Annotated in this window: 19 protein-coding genes and 1 pseudogene; 7 read left to right on the top strand and 13 right to left on the bottom strand. The window is 47.2% G+C overall.

All coding sequences use genetic code 11. From position 1 onward, the window contains the following. Nucleotides 1-2: 2 nt before the first annotated feature. The 3 genes from KO537_RS14825 to KO537_RS14835 form a co-directional block, all read right to left on the bottom strand. Nucleotides 3-2,411 carry a zinc-dependent metalloprotease gene (locus KO537_RS14825; protein WP_219234753.1) on the bottom strand — a complete coding sequence of 803 codons (2,409 nt, stop codon included), beginning with the start codon at nt 2,409-2,411 and terminating at the stop codon, nt 3-5. A gap of 138 nt (nt 2,412-2,549) precedes the next feature. Next, nucleotides 2,550-6,266, bottom strand: coding sequence for a response regulator (locus tag KO537_RS14830; protein ID WP_113939159.1), 3,717 nt, complete (start codon nt 6,264-6,266; stop codon nt 2,550-2,552). 215 nt (nt 6,267-6,481) lie between these two features. Then, nucleotides 6,482-7,876 carry a PhoH family protein gene (locus KO537_RS14835; protein ID WP_105250289.1) on the bottom strand — a complete coding sequence of 465 codons (1,395 nt, stop codon included), beginning with the start codon at nt 7,874-7,876 and terminating at the stop codon, nt 6,482-6,484. 406 nt (nt 7,877-8,282) lie between these two features. Between KO537_RS14835 and rapA the strand changes: the two genes are divergently transcribed. Both rapA and KO537_RS14845 read left to right on the top strand, forming a co-directional pair. Further along, on the top strand, nt 8,283-11,189 hold the full coding sequence (gene rapA / locus KO537_RS14840; protein WP_173247585.1) for an RNA polymerase-associated protein RapA: 2,907 nt from the start codon (nt 8,283-8,285) through the stop codon (nt 11,187-11,189). Between the two features lie 206 nt (nt 11,190-11,395). Then, nucleotides 11,396-12,298 carry a DUF3530 family protein gene (locus KO537_RS14845; RefSeq protein WP_173247588.1) on the top strand — a complete coding sequence of 301 codons (903 nt, stop codon included), beginning with the start codon at nt 11,396-11,398 and terminating at the stop codon, nt 12,296-12,298. Nucleotides 12,299-12,333: 35 nt separating this feature from the next. Here KO537_RS14845 and KO537_RS14850 read toward each other — a convergent pair whose 3' ends face one another. Continuing rightward, nucleotides 12,334-13,140, bottom strand: coding sequence for a crotonase/enoyl-CoA hydratase family protein (locus tag KO537_RS14850; protein WP_173247591.1), 807 nt, complete (start codon nt 13,138-13,140; stop codon nt 12,334-12,336). Between the two features lie 562 nt (nt 13,141-13,702). Here KO537_RS14850 and KO537_RS14855 point away from each other — a divergent pair. Beyond that, entirely contained in the window at nt 13,703-14,698 is a 996-nt protein-coding gene (locus tag KO537_RS14855; RefSeq protein WP_028759518.1) for a response regulator, read from the top strand. A gap of 18 nt (nt 14,699-14,716) precedes the next feature. Then, a complete protein-coding gene (locus KO537_RS14860) occupies nt 14,717-15,691 on the top strand; it encodes a sensor domain-containing diguanylate cyclase (RefSeq protein WP_131523954.1) in 975 nt (324 codons plus the stop codon). A gap of 82 nt (nt 15,692-15,773) precedes the next feature. Here the strand turns inward: KO537_RS14860 and rraB are convergent, their stop codons facing one another. From rraB to KO537_RS14890, 6 genes are all read right to left on the bottom strand, one after another. Beyond that, complete coding sequence (rraB, locus tag KO537_RS14865) at nt 15,774-16,181, bottom strand: ribonuclease E inhibitor RraB (protein ID WP_113939164.1); 408 nt, start codon at nt 16,179-16,181, stop codon at nt 15,774-15,776. Nucleotides 16,182-16,487: 306 nt separating this feature from the next. Next, nucleotides 16,488-17,231: a 1-acylglycerol-3-phosphate O-acyltransferase gene (locus tag KO537_RS14870; RefSeq protein ID WP_219234754.1), complete on the bottom strand. Its 744-nt coding sequence runs from the start codon at nt 17,229-17,231 to the stop codon at nt 16,488-16,490. Between the two features lie 162 nt (nt 17,232-17,393). Beyond that, the gene (locus KO537_RS14875) at nt 17,394-18,194 is read right to left on the bottom strand and encodes a metal ABC transporter permease (protein WP_173496258.1); all 801 of its coding nucleotides are present in this window, start codon (nt 18,192-18,194) and stop codon (nt 17,394-17,396) included. Between the two features lie 4 nt (nt 18,195-18,198). Beyond that, the gene (locus KO537_RS14880; RefSeq protein WP_173913152.1) at nt 18,199-19,107 is read right to left on the bottom strand and encodes a zinc ABC transporter substrate-binding protein; all 909 of its coding nucleotides are present in this window, start codon (nt 19,105-19,107) and stop codon (nt 18,199-18,201) included. Next, nucleotides 19,091-20,275 (bottom strand): hypothetical protein, encoded by a 1,185-nt coding sequence (locus KO537_RS14885; protein ID WP_105250297.1) that lies wholly within the window; start codon nt 20,273-20,275, stop codon nt 19,091-19,093. Before KO537_RS14885 ends, KO537_RS14880 begins: the two co-directional genes overlap by 17 nt. Nucleotides 20,276-20,356: 81 nt before the next feature. Continuing rightward, nucleotides 20,357-20,647 (bottom strand): ABC-type zinc uptake system zinc chaperone, encoded by a 291-nt coding sequence (locus KO537_RS14890; RefSeq protein ID WP_219234755.1) that lies wholly within the window; start codon nt 20,645-20,647, stop codon nt 20,357-20,359. Between the two features lie 288 nt (nt 20,648-20,935). Between KO537_RS14890 and KO537_RS23255 the strand changes: the two genes are divergently transcribed. Beyond that, nucleotides 20,936-21,061: a hypothetical protein gene (locus tag KO537_RS23255; protein WP_263266200.1), complete on the top strand. Its 126-nt coding sequence runs from the start codon at nt 20,936-20,938 to the stop codon at nt 21,059-21,061. A 137-nt stretch (nt 21,062-21,198) separates the two neighbouring features. Here the strand turns inward: KO537_RS23255 and KO537_RS14895 are convergent, their stop codons facing one another. Then, nucleotides 21,199-21,528: a hypothetical protein gene (locus KO537_RS14895; protein WP_113939169.1), complete on the bottom strand. Its 330-nt coding sequence runs from the start codon at nt 21,526-21,528 to the stop codon at nt 21,199-21,201. A gap of 235 nt (nt 21,529-21,763) precedes the next feature. Between KO537_RS14895 and KO537_RS14900 the strand changes: the two genes are divergently transcribed. Then, a complete protein-coding gene (locus KO537_RS14900) occupies nt 21,764-23,422 on the top strand; it encodes a mechanosensitive ion channel family protein (protein WP_219234756.1) in 1,659 nt (552 codons plus the stop codon). 84 nt (nt 23,423-23,506) lie between these two features. On the opposite strand, the gene KO537_RS14905 is transcribed toward KO537_RS14900, so the two are convergent. Then, nucleotides 23,507-25,219, bottom strand: a complete 1,713-nt coding sequence (locus KO537_RS14905) for a formate--tetrahydrofolate ligase (RefSeq protein WP_219234757.1) — start codon at nt 25,217-25,219, stop codon at nt 23,507-23,509. 166 nt (nt 25,220-25,385) lie between these two features. Between KO537_RS14905 and KO537_RS23300 the strand changes: the two are divergent. After that, nucleotides 25,386-25,483: pseudogene (locus KO537_RS23300) on the top strand (oxidoreductase); the annotation flags it as partial. A gap of 80 nt (nt 25,484-25,563) precedes the next feature. On the opposite strand, the gene KO537_RS14910 reads toward KO537_RS23300, so the two are convergent. Further along, nucleotides 25,564-26,394 carry a MaoC/PaaZ C-terminal domain-containing protein gene (locus tag KO537_RS14910; protein WP_219234801.1) on the bottom strand — a complete coding sequence of 277 codons (831 nt, stop codon included), beginning with the start codon at nt 26,392-26,394 and terminating at the stop codon, nt 25,564-25,566. Nucleotides 26,395-26,884: the final 490 nt, after the last annotated feature.

Genomic DNA, 26,884 nt, shown 5'->3' on the forward strand with positions numbered 1-26,884 from the left:
GGTTAAATCGGTGATCCCGGCGGTAAGGTTAACGGCTTAGGAATAAGCTTAACCTTAGCATCGGTCAAACCTGCAGCAAGACCCTGTTGCAACCAAGTATAGTGCGCCGCAAGACTCACATTCGCTCGATTCGACTTCGCTTTCAATTGCTTAATCACAAACTGAGCGCGATCGTTGATCGCTGCCCTCACTTCTGGTGAGGTTTGAGGATCGTGCAGCGTTGCCAGCACTTCATCAATCACCACAGCGTTCACTCGCATCCATACGCCTTCGACCAGCGCGAGCTTATCCTCTTGATACAAGGTCGCCGCAAATAACTTATCCAGTAATGTCGTCACCGATAACTGCTCACTATCTGCCATGGATGCTTGGCTGATACGATTCAAGCGTTTAGGCATCAATAACAAGCTAACAGTATGACGGCTAAACACTTCAGCCATACCGAGAGGATCGTTAATTGCACCTAGACCTGAGTCGAAGGATTCCCGCGTAGCATGATAATTCCCCGCCTTTGGCACTAAACTGTCGAGCAAGGATTGCGGCACAGTTAAACTCGCCGCATCGAGCGTGTTAAGTAGCGCGTCTAAGCCCGTTAACTGCAACTGCGGCGCAATATAGCTCCAGCGGCTGCCTTCACCGATAGATTGATAGTTATAGTCAGTGCCACCAATAAACTTCGCGACCGCATCGATTTGATAACGCGTCAGTAAATAAATTGGCGCAAAGGCATCGGCTAGCTCGCCCAATGGCTCATTGGGTAACAAGGCCGCACTGGAGAAATCCGCAATCGCCTTAGTGCGAATTTTATTTAACTTACCCAGCTGATCGATCGGATCGTCACCACTATCCCACAAACTGGCATAGGCCTGACTCCCATCCTTTTGGCGAGAATCGGCCTCACCAATATAGCGTAAGCCACGTTTCGCCACATCGGCCAGCAAGTCGACTTGCAGTGCTTGTTGGGTACGGGCATCACCTTGATCGCTATAACCATAGGCGATAGTAAAATCATCCCAAGGGCCAACACCTGTAGTGTAAGGTGCTGAAATATCAATATCATTGCCCTTTAGCTGGATTTTCGGATGGGGATAATCCATCACAGAGGAATCCTGATTAGTCGAAGCGGCAAAGTTATGATCTAACCCTAAGGTATGGCCGACTTCATGGGCGGCCAGTTGGCGAATACGCGCGAGCGACAAGGCTGTCGCCGCTTTCTCGGCCGCCACTCTATCCTGCCAGCCTGCGGTTAAGCCTTTAGCAATCAAGTAATCCTGACGCACACGCAAACTGCCGAGCGTGACTTGACCCTTAATGATTTCACCTGTGCGAGGATCTGTCAGTGCGGCGCCATAGGACCAACCCCGCGTCGCCCTGTGCACCCATTGGATCATGTTGTAGCGAATATCCTGCGGATCGGCATCTACAGGTAATAACTCAACTTTAAAGCCGTTGATAAATCCCGCCCGAGTAAAAGCCGTCTCCCACCAACGCGCGCCATCGAGCAAGGCCGACCGTATAGGTTCTGGCACGCCAGGATCGAGATAATAAGTAATAGGTTTAACGACTTCGCTTGGCGCTGGGCCTGGATGCACTTTCTGTAAACGGTGGCGCAGGATAAAACGCTGCACTAAAGGCTGGTCAAAGGGCGTGGCATAATCGCGATACTCATCGGACAAATAACCGCTCATAGGATGATAAGCCCGCGGCTGGTAATCCGCATCGGGAAGCTCAACAAAGGAATAACGCATCCGCACCGACATTAAGGTGCCATCGGGTGTTACCTGTGCGACCTGCGCGCCAGCAACATCGCCTTTGAACGTCAGTTGCACATCTACATCGGCGTTTTTCTCAAAGGATTTAATCCCTTTGGGTAAGATGACAGAACGGCTCAAATCGAGCTGATAATTGCCCTGCTCTGTTTGTTGCAATACGGAAGACACTCCGTGTAAATCATTGAGTACCAGATCGTTGATCGCTACCAAATCTGGCTTGCCCTCAATCACTTTACCTTGCCATAACACAGAATCGGCAAAGGCTTCTTCAACCGCTCTTTGCTCGGCGGCATCAGAGGTATTTGCACGATATTGAGTATTGAGTTGCTTGAGTAAAACATAGGGACCTTGGCGCTCAAACTGCACCATACGGGTCTGACCCAGTTGGCCGCGATCGAGACCAATGTCGTTTGAGCCTACGCCCTGTGGCAGGCTAGTAACTAAGATAAAAGGTTGATTTAAACGATTGACCTCAAGATATAACTCTCCCTCAGACTCCTCGTAATAGAGATTAAGAAACCCTTTCGCCTCTTGGCCCTGCTTAATGATCTTGGCGCTAGGCGCGGCTGCCGCGACCGTAACGGTGGGAAATCCTAACAGCGCTATAAATAAGGCTAAGGCTACACTTTGGGGTTTCATCTTTCCTCCTGATTCGGCTGGCTGCGTTATTTACCTTATTAAGTCATTTATGTCATAAGCATCTTTGATGACTGCTTATCTCAAGCGATTGATTTAAAGTAAATAATGCGAGGCCATCACTGGCCCCGAGCAAATAAATTAACGATTCTGATGCTGGTTCTTGTGTTTGATCCAGTGATTTAATGTTTCAAATAATTCGTTGAGCACTATGGGTTTAGTGATGTGGGCATTCATCCCTGCTGCTAAACTCTTTTCCCTGTCGCCCGACATGGCATGGGCTGTCATGGCAATGATAGGCAGTTCATCGGCACTAAAACGCTCACGCAATGCCCTTGCGGCAGTTAACCCGTCCATCACTGGCATTTGAATATCCATCAACACGGCATCAAACGGCCGCGAGTCGATGGTATCCAGCGCCACTTGACCATTGTCGGCCAGCACCACTTCATAGCCAGCGCTCTTAAGGAGTTCGGTGGCCACTTGCTGGTTGATAAAGTTATCTTCTACCAGCAACACTAAACCTGTGTGCTCTCCTTCCTCAACTTGAACTTCAACCATAGGCTGAACCACATTCAATCTCGGTTCATCGGCAAAGGCGGCAATGATCTCATCGAACAGACTCGATGCCTTAAACGGTTTTTGCAGTACGGCAAACACATTGGCACTATCGACTTCATGCTGCAAGGGCTCTGCCGCATAGGCCGTCATCATGATAATCACTGGTCGTTTCGCTAAGCGGCCTTCGGCGACCATAGTATCTATGGCACTGACCACATCGCTACCGTCCATTTCTGGCATCATCCAGTCGAGCAATAACAGATCGATTGGTGCCCGCGACAGTTTGTAAAGCGCTTCGGCGCCGCTGGCGGCAGTATCAACGTCGAAGTGGAAATCTCGCATCAAGGTCGAATAAATTTGCAGTGCTGTCGGGTTATCGTCAACGACTAAGGTGCGTAAACTATTGAGTTTTTCCGGCACGACCAAAGGCTCAATCTTAGCGGCTTCGGCAATTTCAAAACTGATGGTAAAGCTAAAAGTACTACCGACCCCAAGCTCACTCTGCACTTGCATCTTGCCGCCCATCATAGACACCAGATGCTTACTGATCGACAAACCTAAGCCAGTGCCACCGTATTTACGAGTGGTCGAACCGTCGGCTTGGGCGAAGGCATCAAACAACTTATCCTGTTGATCTTTACCTATGCCGATCCCCGTATCGCGCACCCAGAACTTCAAGGTAATCCGATGATCCCGCTCGCCGACATCTTCACAGCCGAGCTCAATCTCGCCAGATTGGGTAAATTTCACCGCATTAGATAACAGATTAATCAGCACTTGGCCTAAACGTAGCGGATCGCCCTTAAGAATGAGTCCCGCCGTCACTGGGGCATATAAGAGTAATTCGACGCCTTGTTCTTGTGCCTTGAGCGCATTGAGATCCAGAGCGTGATCGAGCACTTTATCCAGCGGGAATGGCACCCGCTCAAGCTCCAACTTACCCGCCTCAATTTTAGAGAAGTCGAGAATATCGTTGATGATCCTCAGCAGCGATTGCGCCGAGAAACCGGCTTTTTCGAGGTAATCTTTCTGCTGCGCAGTTAACGAGGTGCGCTGTGCCAACTGCAACATACCGATAATGGCGTTCATCGGCGTGCGGATCTCATGGCTCATGTTGGCCAAGAATTCACTCTTGTAGAGGTTAGCGAGTTCGGCGTCTTGCTTGGCTTCCAAAAGCGCCACTTCGTTACTCTTATGGCGGGTAATATCCTTATGGGTACCGAGCATACGCTTAGGCTGACCTTCGGCGGTGAACTCCACCACACGGCCACGGGATAACACCCAGTGATAGCCGCCATTTTTACCTAACATACGGAATTCAATTTCGAAAGCACCGACGGGATCAGCAAGATACTGAGCACGGTATTCCTCGACGCGAATACGATCGTCGGGGTGGGATAATTCATCAATTGTCGATACTAAAGCTGGGAATTCATTGGTTTTATAACCCAACATAGAATAATAGGCTGGGTTACAAATGATCTGTTCAGAGTCTAAATACCAGTCCCACAGGCCATCTTCCACCGCATCCATGGCTAAGTGATAACGCTCTTCGGACAGGCGTAATTGTTCGGCGGATTCGTATTCCCGCGTCACATCACGCCACACGGCAATCAATCCCTGCAGTTCGCCGCGGCGATTGTAGAAAGGCAGTTTGAGGGTATCGAGCAGCACAGGTTTGCCCGCAAGCTCGACCTTTTCTTGGTAGCGCAGCGGCGTGCGATCTTTTAAGACTTGTTCGTCTTCGGCGCGGATACGTATGCCCATTTCAGGCGAGGTCAGATCCTCAGATGATAAACCTATCATCTCGCTCTCTGTGTAACCCAGCATGCGTTCAGCCGCCTTGTTACAACCTAAATAGTTGCCTTCTTTATCTTTAAAGACAATCGCTTCAGGAATCGAGTCAAGCAGGGATCGCAGTAGCGCATATTCGCGCTCACGCCGCTCTGTGGTGTCTTTTAAGCGTTCAGTACGCCGCGCCACTAGCTTATCGAGCCGCTTATTCTGCTCAGCCAGATGGTGGGTATATTGTTTGTTTTCCTCAAAAATTCGACTCACCAGCAAGAACCAAGGTTCCCAGCCGCGGGTGATTTTCTCCGGTGGCTTACGCGGCTCTTGGGAGCAGCCCTCAAGGTGCGACAGTAGTCGCGAGGCTGGACTCACAAAAGATCGACGCGTCTGCCAATGCACTATGGTCACCAACACCGACAGGGCGATAACCACTAAAATAAACGTCAGCTGCAGTTTTTCCCACGAGTCTTGGAATAGGTCGTCTTCATCCTGCAAATACAGTAAACGCCAAGGCGCGTTATGCAGTGCAACCGAGTGAATGTAATAGCCGTTACGGATGATGCCGTCGTGGGCATCAAACAATTCCGACTCAGGTAAAGAATGCAGCTCAGAGGGAATACGTTGGCTGATGTGATAGACCCGATTGATATCTGAGCTATCAAAATCGCTGTGGGATAAAATATTGTTCTGTTGGTCGAGCAAAATCACTGTGCCCGGCATCTTAAAGTAAACCCGAATTTGCCGCGCTAACGAGGCAAGCGTCATGTCTAAGTTGATTGAGCCAATGAACTCATCATCCAAATAAACGGGCACGCCTAAAGTGGTCAATAAGCCTTTGCCGGTGGAGTCAACATAGGCTTCACTCCAAAATACACTGCGCTGCGGGTTCATTGCTGGGGTGGCGTATTGAAACTGTTTCTTGTTGAGTAATTCGTCCCTAAAACGTTGATCGTCATTCGACCAAGGGAAGTAGGACATGATCCTACGTTTCGACAGGTAATAGATCGCCGAGGCTTTCGGGGCGGCTTCTTTGGCGACGGGGAATGACAATGACAGCTCAAACAACATCTCAAGCTCTTGATAGAACTTGTCGTCGCGGCCGTCGAGAGAACCCGCACCAGTAATCCTACCCATGTTGGTAAAAGGCTCACCGCTCTGGGCGTAGCTAGGTTCTAAGGTAAAATACTGGCCGCTTTCGTTGAATTTACCGTATTGGGGTAAGCGTTCTTTACGCACGAGTTCGCCCAAACGTAAATGATCCACTGCAACGTTGCGTAAGCTTTTTACCGCTCTAATGCTCGACTCAAGTAGCAAATCGATTTGCAATACATGGCGTTGAACCTGCTCTTCACGCTGCTCCATCTGCTGTGCTTTTTGGCGGTCGAAAAACATCCATGCGGTCAACAAAGACATGACGATAACGCCGATGTACGTATAAAAAACGGCACGGTTGTAGTTCTTCTGGATCGGCGATTTTAGTTGGAGATCCGGCTCACTCGATTTCATCCACTACCCTTGATTGCAGCGCTTAATTTCAGCCTACGGCGGCAAAAACTATGAGCTCCATATAGTAGCAGGAAGGAACTGCCAATCACATAAAATAATTGTCAGATAAAGCCTACTCATACCACTGATAAGTCGATTAAAAATCTACTACTCCATAAAATTAAGGCCTCCATATCAGAGGCCTTAGTCATTACCCAAAATTAAACCGACCTGCTTTACAGATGCTCTTCGGCGTATTCCGCTAAGCGTGAACGCACCACGCCATTCAGATACACGTTGGCACTGCCTTCAAAGTCTTTAAAACGTTCGACAATATAGGTTAAACCTGAGGTAACAGCAGTTAAGTAGTTAGAGTCGATTTGCGCTAAGTTACCGCAACAAATCAGTTTTGTGCCTTCGCCCATACGGGTGATCATAGTTTTGATCTGCGAGGCAGTGAGGTTTTGGCATTCATCTAATAACACTATGGAGTTTTGGATCGACCGCCCGCGCATAAAGTTTATCGACTTAAACTGAATGTTAGCCTTCTCCATGATGTAGTTCATGCTGCCAGTGGGATTCACATCATTCTTATGCAGTACTTCGAGCGTATCAGTAATCGCGGCCAGCCACGGCATCATCTTCTCCTCTTCCGTGCCGGGCAAGAAGCCGATAGATTCGGCGATTTCAGGGGTGTTACGGGTGACGATCACTTTGTCGTAGCGATTACGCTCGACCACCAGTTCCAACGCCGCCGCCATGGCGAGCAAGGTTTTACCGCAACCCGCTGGGCCGGTTAAGATAACCAGATCGATATCGGGATCGAGCAGCGCCTGCAATGCCATGCCTTGATAGACGTTTTTAGGTTTAACACCCCATGCCTCGAGGTTTTTCACCCGCTCACGGCCTAAATCTAAAATATGTAAATGGGTGTCTGTGCGCTCGATAACACGACCGCAAAAATCAGACTCTGTGTCGATAAGATATTGGTTGATATAGAAATTATCATTTTCGAGGTCTTTGAGCGGTACTTCATGCACTGTATGTCTACCGTGGCGCTCGGTGGAGACCTTGTTCAAGTGCTCCCAAAAATTACCTTCGAACTGGTAAAAGCCTTTACTGAGGAAGCGGATATCATCGATCAACTGGTCAGTTCGATAATCTTCAACCAATTGAATACCCGCACCTTTGGCTTTAAGGCGCATATTGATATCTTTGGTGACTAAGACAACGGTACGGGGATGATGTAGGTTTTGTAGATGTAGCGCGGTATTGATAATGCGATTGTCGTTTCCATCTCCAGGCAGTGCGCCTAAGGTAAAATCGACAAGGTGATCAGGGAAAATTGAGAGCGAACCGACGGCATCGGCATGACCCTCTCGGCTGGGTAAAGGGACGCCATTGATAATCTGCTCAGGGGTAGTTTCACCACCTAGGGTATCTTCCAATGCCCTGATAGCAACCCTAGCATCACGACTCACATCACTCTTTCGATCTTTAATCTGGTCCAACTCTTCTAGCACAGTCATCGGAATGACCACATCGTGCTCTTTAAACGAATAGATCGCCAAAGGTTCATGTAGTAACACATTGGTATCCAGTACAAACAACTTTCTGTCGTCTTGTTCCATGGCGCCTCCAGAGTGCTTCATTAAAGTTTAAACACACTTTTGAGTCTCAATAAAAGTTACACGGCTCCTATTACTGGCTAAGCATATGGCAAAGAATGATCATAAGGTTCAAGTTGATAGCACTTTACTCGCACTTAAACCTTAAGTTGATATTGGCACCAAACTTACAAGATAACAATACAGCAACCATTGTTTACCTTACAGACTCGAAGCAGTGTATAACCGCGGATGTGACATTAGCGTGACAGTTTCATGTACTGGCATGACAATTTTGTCGCTTGTACAATTTGTAATCTAGCACTCTGGGAATTAGGCTCTAACGGGTGAGAGGGCGATTTAAATATCACGAGTATTGGTATAACATACGCGCCCTTTGTTAGAGTCCGCCTAGAAATGAGAATTTAAGATGCCGTTCGCCTTAGGTCAACGTTGGATAAGTGATACCGAGTCAGAGCTTGGTTTAGGAACTGTGGTTCAAGTAGAAGGCCGTATGGTCACTGTATTATTCCCTGCCACGGGTGAGAACCGCATGTTCTCCCGAGCAGAAGCCCCTCTGACACGCGTTATATACAATCCCGGCGATTCGGTTGAAAGCCATGAAGGCTGGAGCCTTGCGGTCAGTGAATTGACCGAGAAAGACGGGATAGTGATCTATCACGGCATTCACAGTGAGACAGGCGAGCAAGCTACACTGCGTGAAACCCTGCTGAACCACAATATTCGTTTCAACAAACCCCAAGACCGTTTATTTGCTGGCCAAATCGATCGCCTCGACCGTTTTGGTGTGCGTTATCAATGCCAAATGTTGCGCCACAAACTGGCCTCATCGGATTTGCTTGGTCTGCAAGGTCCACGTGTTGGACTTATTCCGCATCAAATGTGGATTGCCCATGAAGTCGGCCGTCGCTATGCACCGCGTGTACTGTTAGCCGACGAAGTGGGTTTAGGTAAAACTATTGAAGCGGGTCTGATTATTCACCAACAACTGCTTACTGGCCGCGCCGAACGCATTCTGATTATCGTGCCCGATACTCTGCGCCATCAGTGGTTAGTGGAAATGCTGCGCCGCTTTAATCTGCGCTTTTCGGTATTCGATGAAGACCGTTGTGTAGAAGCCTATGCCGATCACGACAATCCTTTCTACACAGAACAGTTAGTGATTTGTTCACTCGAATTACTGCGTAAGAAAAAACGTCTTGATCAAGCCCTAGATGCCGATTGGGATCTGTTAGTGGTTGACGAAGCGCACCACTTAGAATGGACCGAAGAAGCGCCAAGCCGCGCCTATCAAGTGGTTGAAGCATTAAGCGAAGTCATCCCAGGCGTTTTGCTGTTAACCGCAACACCCGATCAACTCGGCCATGAGAGTCACTTCGCCCGTTTGCGTCTGCTCGATCCGGATCGTTTCTACGATTACGATGCTTTCTTAGCTGAAGAAGACAGTTATAAAGACGTCGCCATTGCCGCCGAAGCCTTGGCTGGTAACGCTAAATTACCCGATGCCGCCATCAACAGCTTGACCGAATTACTGGGCGAGAAAGATATCAGCCCAAGTATTCGTTTAATCCAAGCCGACGATATTGATGCCGAAGTACAACAGGCCGCCCGCAGCGAATTACTGCAAGAATTACTTGACCGTCACGGTACTGGCCGCGTGTTATACCGAAACAGCCGCGCCTCGGTAAAAGGCTTTCCAAAGCGTTTCTTTAACGCTTATCCCCATGCCATGCCAGATCAATATCAAACTGCCGCACGCGTCAGCGGTATGATGGGCGGACACAAGTCATTAGAGGCGAAAGCGGCGCAAGCCCTGAGCCCTGAAAAACTGTATCAAGAATTTGAAGATAACAGCGCCAGTTGGTGGAAGTTCGATCCCCGTGTGGATTGGTTAATTGAGTTCTTAAAATCCCACCGCAGCAAAAAAGTGCTGATCATCGCCAGCCAAGCAGAAACCGCCCTGAGCTTAGAAGAAGCCCTGCGTACCCGCGAAGGGATTCAAGCAACGGTATTCCACGAAGGCATGTCGATTATCGAGCGCGATAAAGCCGGCGCTTACTTTGCCCAAGAGGAAGGCGGCGCACAGGCGCTGATCTGTTCTGAAATTGGCTCTGAAGGCCGTAACTTCCAGTTTGCCAGCCACTTAGTGCTGTTCGATCTGCCGCTAAACCCCGATCTATTGGAACAGCGAATCGGTCGTTTAGACCGTATCGGCCAGAAAAATGATATCCAAATTCACTTGCCATACCTTGAAGATACCGCCCAAGAACGTTTGATGCAGTGGTATCACCAAGGGCTAAATGCCTTTGAACTCACTTGCCCGAGTGGCCATGTGCTTTACAGTGAATTTGCCGAAGATCTGCTAAACGTGCTTGTGGGTGACGACAGCGACGAGCTGACAAACCTGCTCAATCACACCCAGAGCCGTTATAAAGAACTCAAGCACGCCATGGAGCAAGGCCGCGACAAGCTGCTGGAAATCAACTCACACGGCGGCGATAAGGCACAGGCAATCGTCAACCGCCTTGCCCAAAGTGACGGTGATACTCATTTAATCGGCTCAGTGATCCGTCTGTGGGATATTATCGGTGTTGATCAAGAAGATAAGGGTGAAAACTCGATTATTCTGCGCCCGAGTGAGCACATGATGTTCCCAACTTATCCTGGCTTGCCAGAAGATGGCGTAACAGTGACCTTTGATCGTGACACAGCGTTATCACGCGATGATATTGCGCTGATCACCCAAGAACATCCGCTGGTGCAAACAGGGCTCGATCTGATCACAGGTTCTGAAACTGGCACCACCAGCGTCGCAATTCTAAAGAATAAAGCCCTGCCAGCAGGCACCTTATTCTTAGAACTCATCTACATGGCCGATGCTTCAGCACCTAAGTCGAGCCAGCTGTACCGTTATTTACCGCCTACCCCCATTCGCGTACTGCTGGATAAAAACGGTAACGATCTATCGGCTAAAGTGGATTACGCCAGTTTCGATAAGCAATTAAGCGCGGTGAATCGTCACATTGGCGGCAAGTTAGTCACGGCATCTCAGCCTATTTTGCATCCGCTATTTGCTAAGGGTGAAGAATATGCTCAAGTGGTTGTCGATGAAATGGTCGCCCAAGCCAGAGAGAAAATGACTCAGCAACTGAGTGCAGAGCTTGATCGTTTAGAGTCACTTAAGGCTGTGAACCCCAATATCCGTGAGGAAGAATTGGAATACCTGCGCAATCAGATGCAAGAGTTAAACACTTATCTAGATGCCAGCCAGTTACAACTCGATGCGATCCGTATGGTGCTCGTCAGCCACGTATAAACCCAAGCGGAACAGCAGGTTTCAATCAATTAGCCCAGCCTCAGCGTTGGGCTTTTTTATGCCCTGTGGCTTTCGATTCCAAGTAGCCTTTTATACTAAATGACAGGTGTAATTCTTTGGCGAGGAAAATTCACTTTTTGGTAATTGTTCAGGTTATACTCAAACACTAATGAATTTATGAGACTACACAGGTGGTTATCAATTCTATGCCGCGCATTCTTTCACTCCTCTTTTGCCTCATTCTCGGCATCACAACCATCGCTACCCACGCGGCAGACACTACAACAACTCCGCCAACATCTGCGCCAGCCGAAATCAGTGCCAAAAAGTCGAATAACAGCTATCTACCCACAAATGAAATTAAACAAATCACGATTGATAATCAGCCCTACGATTTGTTAGTGCGACCATGGGAAGGTAAAAAGAAACTTGGTGCGGCGATAATCCTGCCCGCCACCAATGGTACCGCAGACGCGCCTGGATTGATGGCGTTTGTACGCCGCAATATCAATCCTGCCGGTTGGGCCAGCTTAAGTTTAACTCCGCCAACTGAAATGCCCGCAGCTAACTTTGCTACCGCCGCTACTGAAGTGACCTCGCCTGGCGCCGCGCAATTAAGCTCACCGTCCAACAAACCAAGCCCTAAAATCAAGCCCGAAGATAACAGCAAGCACCAGCAAGAGCAGGAAGATTTTCTCGTCAAAAGCATGTCGCAGTTAGATGCCGTCGGTGCAGATTATGCAGGAAAACGTATTTTGATCACCGCCGACCAAAGTGCAGGATTATTGATTAGCCTATTAAGCCAGAAGAAGATTGCCGATCCCGATGTGCTGATTGTCATCAATCCCTATCGAGAAGACGAACAGCGTAATCAAGCACTCGCAGAACAACTGGCAAAACTCACGCTGCCCATTTTAGATATTCAATCGCCAGACGGTCACCCAGCCTCATTAGAAACAGCCGACAATCGCAAAAAACTCGCGGTGACCTTAGAAAGCCCTAACTATCGCCAAACTACCCTAGCGCTCAATTTAGATAACGAGAGCGCATGGCAGAATTGCTTAAATGCGATTAAAGGCTTTTCTGCCCGAATGAGCGGCGCGCAGTAAAAACGGCGATTCAAGCTAATTCAGACAAAATAGCATTACCAACCCGATTGTCGATCCCGATAGGGTTTCTGCGGATCTTTCAGCTGACGCGTCGCCGCTATCTTGCTATTTTTGCCTAACAATAACCGAATCTGACTAATAGACTCGCGGCACAGCAGACTACGGATAGAAGCAGTCCAACTGCGATTAATGCTAAGTTTGATGGCCGCAGCAGCATCCGGTGAGGTTTGCATCAGTTGCCGCGCCAATTGCTCAGCGGCTTCCATGGGCGTCTCACTCACTTGTGTCACGAGTCCTAAGGCCAGCGCTTCATGACTCTCAAGCACTTTTGCCGTCAGGCTAAGTAACATGGCTTGATCCTTAGGCATAATTTGCCTTAATGCGACTAAACCCGCCATATCTGGCACGAGTCCCCATTTGGCTTCCATGATAGATAACTTACTGTCGTGGCTAGCAATACGCAGATCTGCGCCTAAAGCGATCTGCATACCGCCGCCATAGCAACAGCCCTCAAGCACAGCAATCACTGGCACAGGCAAGGTTTGCCAACCTAGTGACACCCGCTGTGCCAAATTCGCATTCCCCGGTAAACCCTTAAACAGTAACTTAACTGCATGCATCGGTGCCGACATCACGCTTTTGACATCAAGCCCTGAACTAAAATGCCCACCCGCTCCCGAGAGGATCACGGCTCGCACCGCACGATTGGATTTAATACTTTTAATCGCGCAGTCAAGCTCACTAAACATTAAATAGTTAATAGCATTCATTTTTTCAGGACGATTAAGCAACACGTAGGCGATGCCATCATCGATTTTAACTTGTACACTTTGGCCACTCATGAAATATTCCGTTACTGGTCAGTCCAGAATAAATGTTAACACGTTTGGCATAATTCACTAAAAGATATAACATGAGCCTGTTTTTTGACTTAAGTCAAAATATTGCCAATTCCATCATGGATTGAAGGCAACTTATGTTAGGCTGTCATCACTACGTGCAGTAATCCTAATGTATTTTTCGATTAGATAGCCTTAGCAAGCTCAATAATTAAGCGTATTTAACCGCTAGCTATTTAACTGCTAAAAATCGACACCAGTATCGCAATGCTACCTGCAGCGAAGGATGATTGGGCAGCCATATATGGATTCTATAGTCCTTTTTTAGTCACTATATCCTTGTTATTTACTAAACATTAGCCAGTTCAATTTAAGATTCAGCATGATTTGATTCAACAATGATTCAAATTTTAATGCCATCAGAAAATATAAATTTATCAATGATATCTATAAGTTACATATAAAAGATATTAATCAGACTTGCCCGAAGAACGCAATTCGTCAGTCAGACCTAAAAAATAAGTGTTATCTTCAATAAATGGGCAAATAAGGATCACTAGTCAGCATGTCAATATCTGTACTCATCTGTGACGATTCCGCCATGGCACGTAAGCAAATGGCCCGCACACTCCCCAAAGAGTGGGATGTGGAAATAACTTATGCGACCAATGGTGCCGAAGGCCTTGATGCCATCCGCGCTGGAAAAGGCGAAGTGGTGTTTCTCGATCTCAACATGCCTGTAATGGACGGTTATGAAGTACTGCAAACAGTGCAGCAACAGGACTTACCCGCGCTGATTATTGTGGTATCCGGCGATATTCAAATCAAAGCTCACGAGCGGGTTAAAGCCTTGGGTGCGTTAGATTTTATTCAAAAACCGGTGAGCGCCGATGCCATCAGCAACATTTTACAAGATTACGGCATCTTAACGCTGACGCAGAAAGATCTCACCGACGAAGTCCCGATGATCAAAGTCGACATGCGCGACGCTTGCCAAGAAATAGCCAACGTTGCCATGGGACGCGCCGCCGATCTGTTAGCTAAGTTACTCGATGTATTCGTGTTACTACCTATCCCTAATGTGAACGTGCTTGAAGTCAGTGAGTTAACCATGGCGCTCAAAGCCACGGAAGAAAGCTCAACTGTATCAGCGCTCTGCCAAGGTTTTATCGGTGCGGGTATTGCGGGAGAAGCCCTGCTTTTGTTCCATGATTCCAGCTTTAAAGACATGGCCAAGTTGATGGGATTAGCTAATCCAGAAGACAAAAATACTGAGATAGAAGTCCTAATTGATACTGGAAACGTACTGATAGGCGCTTTCCTTAACGGCATTTCTGAACAGCTCGATATGAAATTTAGTCAGGCTCACCCTGTCGTGCTGGGACGGCACTGCACGGTTAACGATCTGATCCATGATAATTCAGAGAAATGGCACCGAACTTTGGCAATGGAGATCAACTATCGGATTGAAGATCATAATATTCAATGCGATTTGCTACTGCTCTTCACCGAGGATTCTATCCCCACACTTAGCTATAAACTCGGCTATTTACTCGATTAACCAGTTGGATTTTATCCTATGTCAAATGACCAAAGCGCAATGAACGAACTACACTGGCTCATCGATATGGTACAAACCATAGAGGTGGGATTAGTGGTATTAGATCGCCATTACAATATCCAGCTGTGGAACGGTTTTATGGAGAATCACAGCGGTGTTTCCCCTAATTCAATCAAAGGTCAAAACCTATTTACCCGCTTCCCCGATCTGCCTGCCACTTGGTTAAAGCAGAAAATGGAATCGGTTTTCATGCTTAAAAACCGTGCTTTTATCAGCTGGGAACAACGTCCGTACGTTTTCCAATTTAAAAACTATCGCCCGATTACAGGCCGTGCAGACTATATGTACCAGAACGTGACCCTGCTGCCGCTGGCATCGCTCACGGGACAAGTGACCCATATCAGTGTGATTATTTATGACGTGACAGATATCGCCATCAACAAATTGCAACTTAAAGCTGCCAACGAACAACTCGAACGCCTTAGCCAAACCGATGGTCTAACTCAGTTGCACAACCGTCGTCATTGGCAAGAGTGTTTAGACCACGAGTACGACTTGTATGCCCGCTACTCAGGTATAGCAAGTTTAGTCATGATAGATATCGATAACTTTAAACATATCAACGACAGCTATGGTCATGTGGCGGGTGATAAAGTCATTCAGCATATCGCCCACTTACTCAGCCAATCCTTACGTGATACTGACTGTGCAGGGCGTTATGGCGGCGAAGAATTTGCGGTTGTATTGCCTAAAACCAGCGGCGCAGATGCGATGAACTTTACCGAGCGACTCAGGGAGAAAATCGCCGCATCCGTCATAGTGTATGAAAGCCTTAAGATTACTGTGACGGTAAGTTTAGGCGTATGTGAAATTGGCTCCCATATTACCAGCAGTTCTAGCTGGATCTCTTGCTCCGATAAAGCCCTGTACGAAGCGAAACAAAAAGGCCGTAACTGCAGTGTTTTACATACGAGTAAAACAAGTAAATCCTAAATATACCCATTAAAAATGCCCATCAATGATGGGCATTTTTATTTAAAACGAGTGGAGATTAAACTCGAGATCCGCAAACGAATTAATGAGGGAAACCATCATCTTCTTCGTCTTCATCTTCTTCGTCATCCATTTCATCGCCGACGAAATAGGTGCCCCAACCGTCATATTCCACTTTCTGCTTTACCGCTAATTGCAGCAATTGCTCGGCCGCTTTGTCCAGTAATTCAACATCCAGTTTGTGGTGTGCGACAGCATCGAAACAGAAGATAATTGAACCATCCTCCAGTTCCATTTCTTCGGCATCATTCACCTCAAAACCTAATTTGAAGGCATCCACAGCCGCTTTTTCAAGACGGTCAAAATTGGTCGATGAAAAGTGATGCTCAATAACATATTCCGCATCAGGCTCTGAGCCATCGTCAAGCAGGGCTTGCACTATGTCACGATTCTCTGCAAGTTGGGCTTTTAACTGACTTTCAATAGACATGGATTTGTCTCCGTTAAGGTAAATCTGGCTCAAATTGGCATTATACCCAAACAACCTGAAGATGCAGGATTCAGCGGGAATTTAACGCACTTTAGGCAAGGCGGTTATTTGCAGACCTAGCGGGCTAAGTTAAAAATAACCAACTCAGCATAAAGTGCTTTAAAACCCGCCGGGACGGAGCGCCTAGGGCACTCCATTTCCGTGTTGCATCAATTCAAAAGGTGACCGACATTCTTTCATTGATGCGCCTTGAATTGAAGCACCCTAGGCGCTCTGAAACTCGTATCTTCAGGTAGCTTGGGTATATTATACGTCATCACTCGCGAGAGTTTTACCCATAAGTGCTGCCGCTTCTTGATTTATCTCAGCAAATCTCGCCGACATGCTGGCATGGATTTGCGCAGAGAAGTTTTTCACATCGGCTTTATCTAAACTTGCGGTCGGCACAGGTGCCATCATATCGATGATGACGACACCATTATTCCAGCGATTTAACTTAATATGGCTCTGACACGAAGCAACCACTGGCACCACTGGCACTCCCGCCGCGATTGCAGTATGGAAAGCTCCCGCTTTAAAAGGTAACAGACCACGACCACGCGAACGTGTACCTTCAGGAAAAATCCATACGGATAGATTCTTCTGCTTAATTTTTTCAACCGTTTTAGCCATAGTATCAAAGGCACTGTGACGGTTTTTACGGTCGATAAGAATATTACCTGACAACCAATAGATTTGACCGAATAGCGGCATCCACGCCAAACTCTTCTTGCCTAAACTCACTGTACCTTTAGGAACTGCTGTCGTGTGAGTAAAGAGATCAAAGTTATTCTGATGATTTGCTAAGAAAATATACGGGCCGTCCTGCACATCTTCGTGCCGGCGAACAATCACTTTAATCCCAAGGATTGGCGCAACCGATGAGAAGATCTTGGCGAACATATGTACATTGTCGCGATGGCGAGGCCTTAATAAACACACTAAGCCACCAAAAATAAAGGCAAGCAACAAAGATACCGCCAACAACATTGATCTGACGATTAAAAGCACGATTTACTCCGACTGTAAAAGTGGCGACAGTATAGCCACCATGGCTTTGGGACTCAATATATTGTTTACATCTGTAAGCTGACTTGCTAACAAGCAAGCAAAAAAAGCCCATCGATATACTGAACCTCCAGTGTATCGATGGGCTTTAAGATTAATATCGAACTAAGCGTGGTGCTTGGGTAGGATTTCAGACTCAGTTGCCTGAGGCGAGACTTTACTTAACACAAAGCGGATCACTAAGGCACTCACGGCCAAAGTCGCGACAATTGCCGCACCACTAGGGAGGTCTAAGGTCGCCGATAGAACTAAGCCCAAAACATAGCCCAGTAAACCGACGAGGTAAGCGTAAAATAGCCGACCTTTACCACGGTACTTGTTCAACGCTAAAGCTGGCAATATCAGGGTACTGAACACCAGATAAACGCCTACTAATTCCACCGATAAGGTAATCACTAGCGCAAATAGCAGATAAAATCCTGCCCCGTCTAACATCTGGGGGCGTAGGAATATCGCTAATAACACCAGTGAATACACTACGGCCGGCAAAATCAGTTGTGACCAACTTACCCACAGGATCTGACCTGACATCAATTGCTTTAACAACTCGGCGCCATGTGGGTCGTTTGCCAGCAACAGCATTGCGGCCACCGCAGACAAGACGTAAAAGCAGCCAATCATAGCCTCCAACTCACCCGCCATACGCTTAGCTAACCAAGCGATAAACCCTGCACCCGCAAGGGCAAACAGCGCTGGCATCCACACATTAGCAAACGGCATATCTTCTAATCTGTGGTCCATGTGAGCGACAATCGCGCCTAAAGCGGCAACTTGCGCTATCGCTAAATCAATAAAAATGATGCCACGCTTAAGCACTTGTCTCCCAAGTACAATATGCGTCGACAACACTAAGATCCCCGCTGCCAATGCAGGTAACAGAATCGACATCAGCTCAAGATCAAACATAGGTTTATTTCACTCCATTTAAGAGGGAAATCACGCTGTCATACAGGCTAAATAAATCTTGGCTCTTATCATTCCCCCCCACAGACATAGGCAGCATTACCACGGGCAAGTTCGCTTTTTCACCCAGCCATTTTGCACCGCGCTCATCCTGATAAGATGCCACAACTACGGCCAGAATATCCCCCTGCTCGGCGCGCGTCAGCAGACTCGCTAAGTGGCCGCTAGTGGGAGCTAAACCCGGTTTTGGCTCTAAATCTGCCACTTGCTCGATACCAATCCAGTTGAATAAGTATCTAAAACTTGAGTGGTAAGCGATCACTTTTTTACCTTGTAATCCCTTAGCTTGCGCTTCCCAACGCGGGACTGCGGCTTGCCAGCGAGTGGTAAAATCTGCCAGTGATTGTTGATAATCGGCCGCACCAGCAGGATCTAACTGAGTCAGCTTAGCACTCAATGCCGTGGCGACTTTTAACAGTCGCGTCGGGTCAAAATGAATATGTGGATTACCTTGGGCATGCACATCACCCATGCTGCGATCGACACTGGCCAGTTTATCTAAAGTTTCGATTTGATCGGCTGCGAAAAATAAGCCTTGCTCGGTCGAGCGCACTTTTGCGTTTGCCGACTTCATCTGCAGCATAGGCAACCAACCCACTTCAAGATCGGCACCTGCGCACACCACAAGATCCGCCTGACGCATTTTAGCGATCAAACTCGGACGCGCCTGCACTTGGTGAGGGTCTTGTAATGCCGTCGTTGCCGAATAGATGCTAGCCGTTGGAGCAAGCTCCTTGGTCAATGCAGCGTATTCAGGTTCACAGGCAAACACATTCAGCTCGGCATGGGCCAAACCAGTATAAGTGACAGATAAGGCCACTGCGGCCAATTTAGCTAAATTAGAATTGATGCGCACCGTGAGCCCCCAGAGACATAATGTATTGAATAGTGAAGATGTTATCGTCTTCAATTCCATCGAAGTTAGTACCCTTTTGATTGGTATACTGGAAACGAACCGTCGAGAAATGGCTAGAATGCCAAGCCAAACTCACCTCAGATTCCTTCAACTTTTGCCCATGAAAATGATCGCCATGGAGCTCTTGCGTATCAGCTTCACCGTAACGCACACCCGCTGACCAGCTAGGCGTGAATTGGTACACACTGCTCAAATACCAACCTTGGTGGTAATCTTGGCTCGGTGCATCCTCTGGATGTAAATCGATAGGTGTAAAATCGCTCACGCGATAGTACTCACCGCTCACAGTGAGATTTTGATATTTGTAGTTACCGTTAGGCGCCCACTTATAAACAAAATCAGCACCATAGGTATTTTTACCTGTGTAAGATGCGGCATGGCTATGACCTTCGTGCTCATCACCATGGGCATGCTCATCTTCATGTTCCCCTTCTTCATGGGCTGTCACTTGGCCATTTTCGTTGCGCAAGTAACTCAACCCCGCTTGCCATGAGCTGTTATCGCCTATGTCGCCACCAATTTTTGAGTACAAGGTATAAACGCCGACCTTCTTAAACTCACGCTCACCATGCTCATCGGCAGCACGTAAACTATCGCCCTTAAAGGCTTCAACACCCATGGTCCAATACAAGTCCGTCGGCGCTACGTAGTTAAAACGTATACCGTCATCAAAATAATGTCCCCCTAAGAATGCACGGTAAACCACAGGACGGTCGGTGAAAGAATCAGTATGTAAGTGTTGGTTATTGAGGTAACCAATGTCCGATAAGAAACGGCCACCACGGATAGAAAACCCCGCTGGCATCGCCATGGTTTGAATAAAGGCTTCTTCCAGATTCAGTTCAGTCTCACCGTCATGCATTTCAACTACTGCGGTGATTTTACCGTAAAACATATCATCGATATTGGCACTCATCGCCAGTTCAGTTTCACCTAAACCAAAGCCATCTGGACTCTCGGCTAATGGGCGCTCTCCCGTCTGATAATATCCATTTAGCACACCACTGATATTAGGGTTGGTCAAGCTCGAGTCTTCTGCAAATAAGCTAGGCGAAACGAGCGCACACGCCAAAGCCACCAAAGAAATTCGGGTATTTAAAACAGTCATGATATCTCCAAAATACAACTAGCACTCGACGACTGATATAAAGTCATCAAGAAATACAATAAGTTAAAATTTTAAGTTGATTTAGAGAGCGAAGGGAGGCGCACGACTGCGATAAACACTGACGTGTTCAAAAATAGAGGAAGGTAAAATAAATTCGACCACATCGAAATGCTGTATAGCTAAATTCAGCGTCAGCGGATGGGTCAATAAAATCTTGTTGAGTTGGTGCTGATGGAAGCACAGGGTACAGTGAGTCTTAGCGCCATCATCAAGATGGGTCACACTATGGGCTGAGGCTGCAAGAGACAGCAATATCAGTACGGCAGCAAGCCATACCGAAATTGTGCGTCTAATGTGACTTTTAAGTCTCACTCAGTCGTCCCCATAGTTAAAAAGTTGCATAAGTCTATGTCAGTGCCATAGCAAGTTGCAATAAGGTAATCGCTTTGCAAAAGGTTACAAGATATTTGAGGTACCCAGTCTTACCAATAACTCCTTGTATCAATAGCGGTAGGATCTTGCGAGAACTCAGGTAAAAAAACGCATTTAAGATTAGCTTAAGTGAGTGTAACTATAGTGTATTTAGTTTTTATGTCTGCGAGCACAATGACGAAATCAAGCTCGATATGGCTCCGTTTTATCCACCTAAAGGCAACTATTATGCTAGCATTTTTTCGTGAAAACTTAGGGCTTATCTTAGGGATAGTCATCTTCAGCGCGGTGATATTTGGTGGTATTTATTACGTTGAGCACTCCTTAAAGAGCCAAGAACAAGTCGTGCAGTAAATAAAGACGCGGCTGCAGTTCGCCCTTTAAACCCTCTTAGTTGCATTTTGAGCGCCTGCTAAAGGCGCTCAAATGATGTTCGTCTCTAGAAAATTATACCGCCGATTTCCCTATCCATGACGAATCCACTTATTAGCCTAACGATACTTCTGTCTTTGATCGCTATCATCGACTTGCTCGGGCGCTTCAATGGTGATGACTTGATCCATAAAATGGCTCACAAACAACAACATCAACGAAAAAATCATTACAGGGATCGCAAAATACCGCACAGAGGCATCAAAGTAACTGTATCCCGCCGTAAACACACTCAAATAAAATCCTAATAACTTGAGTTTAGCCAATGTTGGGCTGCGGCCTAACCAAGCCGCACAATGGGGGCAACGCACTTGAGCGTCGAAACCTTTGCCCCTTTGCTGGCTAATGTCACTGACCTTGATGTATTGATTACAATGGGAACACAACATGAAAACACGATTCCTAAATAACGATGCGCAAGTTTACCAGATACCGACTAGAGTTCGGCCTGTAAATACCCAAAATGTCGGAAAAAGCAGATAAAGCACCGCACTCAAGGTAAAGCTCAAATCAACCCTTCCCTAAAAAAGTTTAATTCCAAGGGCTATTTCACTCGCAGATATTTTACAGTAGATCCGGCAACATCTATCATACTCAGACATATTTCTACTTAAGATCACTCCTATGCACCGCTACCTCGCTCTCGTGTTTGCCCTGCTAATACCACTACTCAGCCTTTCATCCCAAGCGCAAACTGAACCTGTCGCTGTAACCGAAAGCCCATCCAGCACTCCTGTAACGCTCAAGACAGAACTGGCAATGCTGCAACAGGCTATCGATACGGATATACGTAAACTAAAAAATGCCAAAGGCGAATTGAAGACAATTGTTGAATATCGAATTCAAAACAAAACCTTACAGTTACGTAATAAGATTAAAGATCTGCTCGAAGCAACGCCAATCGACAAGGCTTTTCTGCAGCCATTAATCCAAGGACAACTTAACTACATCCAACAAATTGATGCTTATATCGATGACAACATTAGTAAATTGGAACAGCAATTAGGTTCAAGCACAGATGATGCGACTCTGCTGGAAATATCAAAGCGCGAATTAGAAAAAGACACCTATTACAAGCAACAACTCGAGACGCTCACTTGGCTCGAACAAGTTGGCCAAGATATTAGCGAAGCACAAAAATCACTGATGCAAATTTTAGTTGCTCGTGCCGATACGCTAGAAAGTTTAGTGACTTATACCCAGCAGCAACTACAAGCAGCGATCGATACCGCAACCAATGCAGGTAAAGATGTCACTTCGGCACAAACCAGCCACGTAATGATGCTGAAGGAACGCTTAGCACAAAATAGTCAGAGCTTAAATATCGACATCAGCCTACTCGACGCCTTAGGCCATGATACCGCCGCGCTGAAAAAGACACTCTTTAGTGTTTCAGGTGATATAACTCAAGATGTGTTGAACTTTGATGTGGCATCAAGTCTCGTTGAGCAGTGGCTAAATACGGCACAAGAACAAGCGATTAATCACGGCCCAACCGTCGTGTTTAAGTTATTTGTTTTCTGTTTGATCTTGTTTATTGCGGGTCTCGCCGGCAAGTTAGCCAAACAGATAGTGAAAAATACCGTTAGCAATTCTAAGTTGAATTTAAGTAAGTTATTACAAGACTTCTTCACCTCGCTATCAGGTAAAGCCGTCTTTACTATCGGGCTGTTAATCGCCCTTTCACAGCTTGGGATCGAACTTGGTCCCTTGCTCGCAGGCTTTGGTATCGCGGGTGTTATTATTGGTTTTGCCCTGCAAGATACCCTGTCGAATTTCGCCTCAGGCATGATGATCTTAATTTACCGTCCCTATGATGTGGGCGATTTGATCAACGCCGCTGGCGTCACCGGACGCGTCAGTCACATGAGCCTTGTCTCCACCACGATTAAAACCATGGATAACCAACGTCTTATTATTCCTAATAATAAGATTTGGGGTGACACAATTAACAACATCACAGCTGAGCATCAACGTCGAGTCGATATGACCTTTGGGATCAGTTATAGCGACAGCATCGAACAAGCTGAAGCGATTCTCAAGTCCATCGTCGAAGCGCATCCTAAGGTACAACCATTGCCAGAACCGACGATTAAACTACATCTATTAAGCGAATCTTCGGTCGACTTTATCGTTCGCCCTTGGGCAAAACCGGAAGATTACTGGGAAGTGTATTGGGACATTACCCGCGAAGTGAAAATGCGCTTTGACGCCGAAGGGATCAGTATTCCCTTCCCACAGCGTGATGTGCATATCTATCAAACTACGAAATCACCGCTTTAAACCAGCGTTAAACGAGAGAAGAAGGGCGTTGCAATGAGCTCGCCCTTATTTTTATCTCTGGCCTATCAATCTCTGCATCAAGTGTTAGCCTAAGCCGACTATCTCACCTTGCGCATCAATATCAATTTTTAAGTAACCCGGTTTCAGCCCAAGTCCTGGCATAGTCATCACATTCCCCACCAAGGCGGTGATAAACCCCGCACCAGCATGCAAGACTAAACCCCGTACTGAGATCTCAAAGTCCTGAGGAACGCCCTTTAAGCTAGGATCGTGACTAATTGATAAAGGCGTTTTGGCCATACACAGGGGCAAATGTCCATAACCTAATACGGTCAGCTGCTGCGCCTGTTGTTTGGCCTCGATAGAAAGGCTAACGCCCGCTGCGCCATACCCCACCTCGGCTAAGGTGGATAACTTAGCCTCCAATGAGGCTTCATCTGAATATAACAGCTTGAACTGACTCTCGGTTTCAGCGGCGCGAACCACAGTCTGCGCTAAGGCGATAGCGCCCGCCTCCCCTTGGCTAAAAGCATCGCTGACCTCACAGCCAAAGGCGCTGCTCGCGTTAACAGCCGCAGTTAGCCATTGCAACTCGGCATCAGTATCAGTGGCGAAACGGTTAATGGCAACCACCACCGGAATACCATAGCGAGCCACATTATTGATATGCCAGTTTAAATTTGCAAAGCCCGCTTCAAGTCGAGCCTGATCTGGTAGATTGATATCTGACTCAGACACCAAACCATTATTGGCCTTCAGCGCTTTTAAAGTAGTGACCAGCACAGCGGCAGCGGGCACCTGACCCGATTGACGCACTTTGATATTACAGAACTTTTCAAAGCCCATATCTGATCCAAAACCAGCTTCAGTCACCACAAAATCCGCCAGTCTGAGGGCGATATCATCAGCAATAATGGATGAATTACCGTGGGCAATATTGGCAAAGGGTCCCGCATGGATCAGGCAAGGTGAACCATTTAAAGTCTGCATTAACGTCGGCTTTATCGCATCCGCCATGATGGCCGTCATCGCACCAGCGACACCTAAGTCTTCGGCTGTGATCACTTGCCCTTGAGTATTTAATGCCAGCACTAGACGACCTATTCGCGCCCGCATATCCGCCAAATTATGACTTAAGGCTAAAATCGCCATTAACTCAGAGGCGGCGGTGATATCAAAACTGGAGGCGTACTCTGGGCCATTATTATCACCTAAGCCCACCTGGATTTGCCTAAGACAGCGATCGTTGTGATCGACCACTCGGTGCCAACGGATCTCTCTAGGATCGATATTCAAAAACGCTTGCCCAGATTGCGCCTCAAATTCCGCCTTACCTAAGCGCGCTTCATGAAATAGCCGCGCCGCAATCGCTGCTGCCCCTAAATTGTGGGCACTGCTCACGGCATGAATATCACCCGTGAGATGTAAATTCATCTCCTGCATGGGTACCACTTGCGCATAACCGCCACCCGCAGCGCCACCTTTTACCCCAAATACAGGCCCCATGCTGGGCTGGCGAATACAGGCACAGGCCTTTTTGCCTATGGCATTTAACGATTGCGTTAAGCCAATGCTCGTCACTGTTTTACCTTCACCGTGAGGCGTAGGCGTGACTGCGGTGACGATAATCAATTTGCCTTTGCGCTGCCCAGCCAAACGCTGCAACACACTGAGCTCGACCTTGGCTTTAGTGTGACCAAATTGCATCATCTCTTCGGGTAATAGACCTAAGTCGGCGCCCAGTTCATTAATGTCTTTTAGGCTAGCGCGATTCGAAATATCCATATCTGTCAGCATGCGTCGATTTCTCCCTTTCAAATACGCTTTGGTTTAGTATGAGGGTTGCTAAGCACAACACTCATTGAATAGGGCGGATATTAGGTGATTGGCTTTAAGATATATAGCCGTCGAAAGGGTTAATGAGCGATTCCTTAATCTACATCAAATAATCTGCCCTGCGTCCGAGCGGCTCAAGAGTGCCGTTGCCTCAAATGAGATCCAGCTCGACGCCAGCAATGGTTCAGTATCTGGCAGGCATCTATGGGTCACAGCGTACCTTGATTTTTGTTTCTCAAAAGCAACAACCATAAACAACAACGGCGCCAGAAGGCGCCGTTGTTGTATGCATTATTGAGTGCGGCTTAAAACTGCACATCGCCACTTAAATGGGGGCGACGGCCTTTGCTGTCACGTAATTCAAATACCATATTATGAGCATTCTGCTCATAGCCAAATCCAACATCGGCAGGCATCAAAAGTGGCAGCTTAAAGGTCACATCCACAGTGAATGGACGATCGCCAATACTTGGCATCAACTCTGCTAAACAACGGGCCTTAGACCACATGCCATGGGCGAGCACTCGATCAAAGCCAAAACGCTTTGAAAGCACAGGATGCAGATGGATCAAGTTATAGTCGCCAGATGCCTTAGCATAACGACGACCTAAATCTTCACTCAAACTCCAGCTTTGTGGTGTTTCCCATGCCATATCAATGGCTTTAGGTGGGCGAACGCGACGTCCAGCGACATCGATACGATATAAATAGGTGGATAACGATTCCCAGACGAGTTCTTCACCGACAAACGCCTTAGACACAAATTCAAACTCTAAGCCAGAATCCGTCTCGCGGCTCGTGGTCAAGGCGCACTCGAGGGAGAAAGTCTCGTCAACCGTCACAGGCCGATACACTTGAATGCGGTTCTTAAGGTGGATCATCCCAAGCAGTGGGAAAGTGATCCCATCGTGGGTAAAGATCACCGCATGCAGGCGAAATGCCATCACGTAGAGATAGGTTGGCGGTAAAACTTTACCGTCAAATTGAAAACCACACACCTGCGCATATTGGCTTACTTTAGCTTCAGACACAGTCACATGCGGCGCGGTCACCTTGATTTGGGGCAACGGCTGTTGATCCCAACCAGGCTTACGGCCAAAGAAGATCTTGCGATAAAGAGAAAACAGCGACGGCATCGCGTTCAATTCAACACAATATGCATTATTCAAGTCTGAGTACCTTTTAATTAACTATCCCTTAGCACAAAAATACATTGCCATAAATTACCCCGCACAGACGAGTAACGTCTGATCAATCAAGCTGATAACGAGTGTAAAACAGGCAGTGCTGCGTCTTAATAAGGGCTGATGCTGACTCTCCGAATGGACAACTATACCCAAACAACCTGAAAATGCAGGATTCAGCGGGAATTTAACGCACTTTAGGCAAGGCGGTTATTTGCGGACCTAGTGGACTAAGTTCAAAATAACCAACACAGCATAAAGTGCGTTAAAACCCGCCGGGACGGAGCGCCTAGGGCACTTTACTTCCGTGTTGCATCAATTCAAAAGGTGGCCGACATTCTGTCATTGATACGCCTTGAATTGAAGCACCCTAGGCGCTCTGAAACTCGTATCTTCAGGTCGCTTGGGTATATAGAGTCAGGTTTGGCGAAAACGGCGTGAT

Source organism: Shewanella sp. NKUCC01_JLK (genome assembly GCF_019345615.1).
Classification (GTDB): domain Bacteria; phylum Pseudomonadota; class Gammaproteobacteria; order Enterobacterales; family Shewanellaceae; genus Shewanella; species Shewanella oncorhynchi.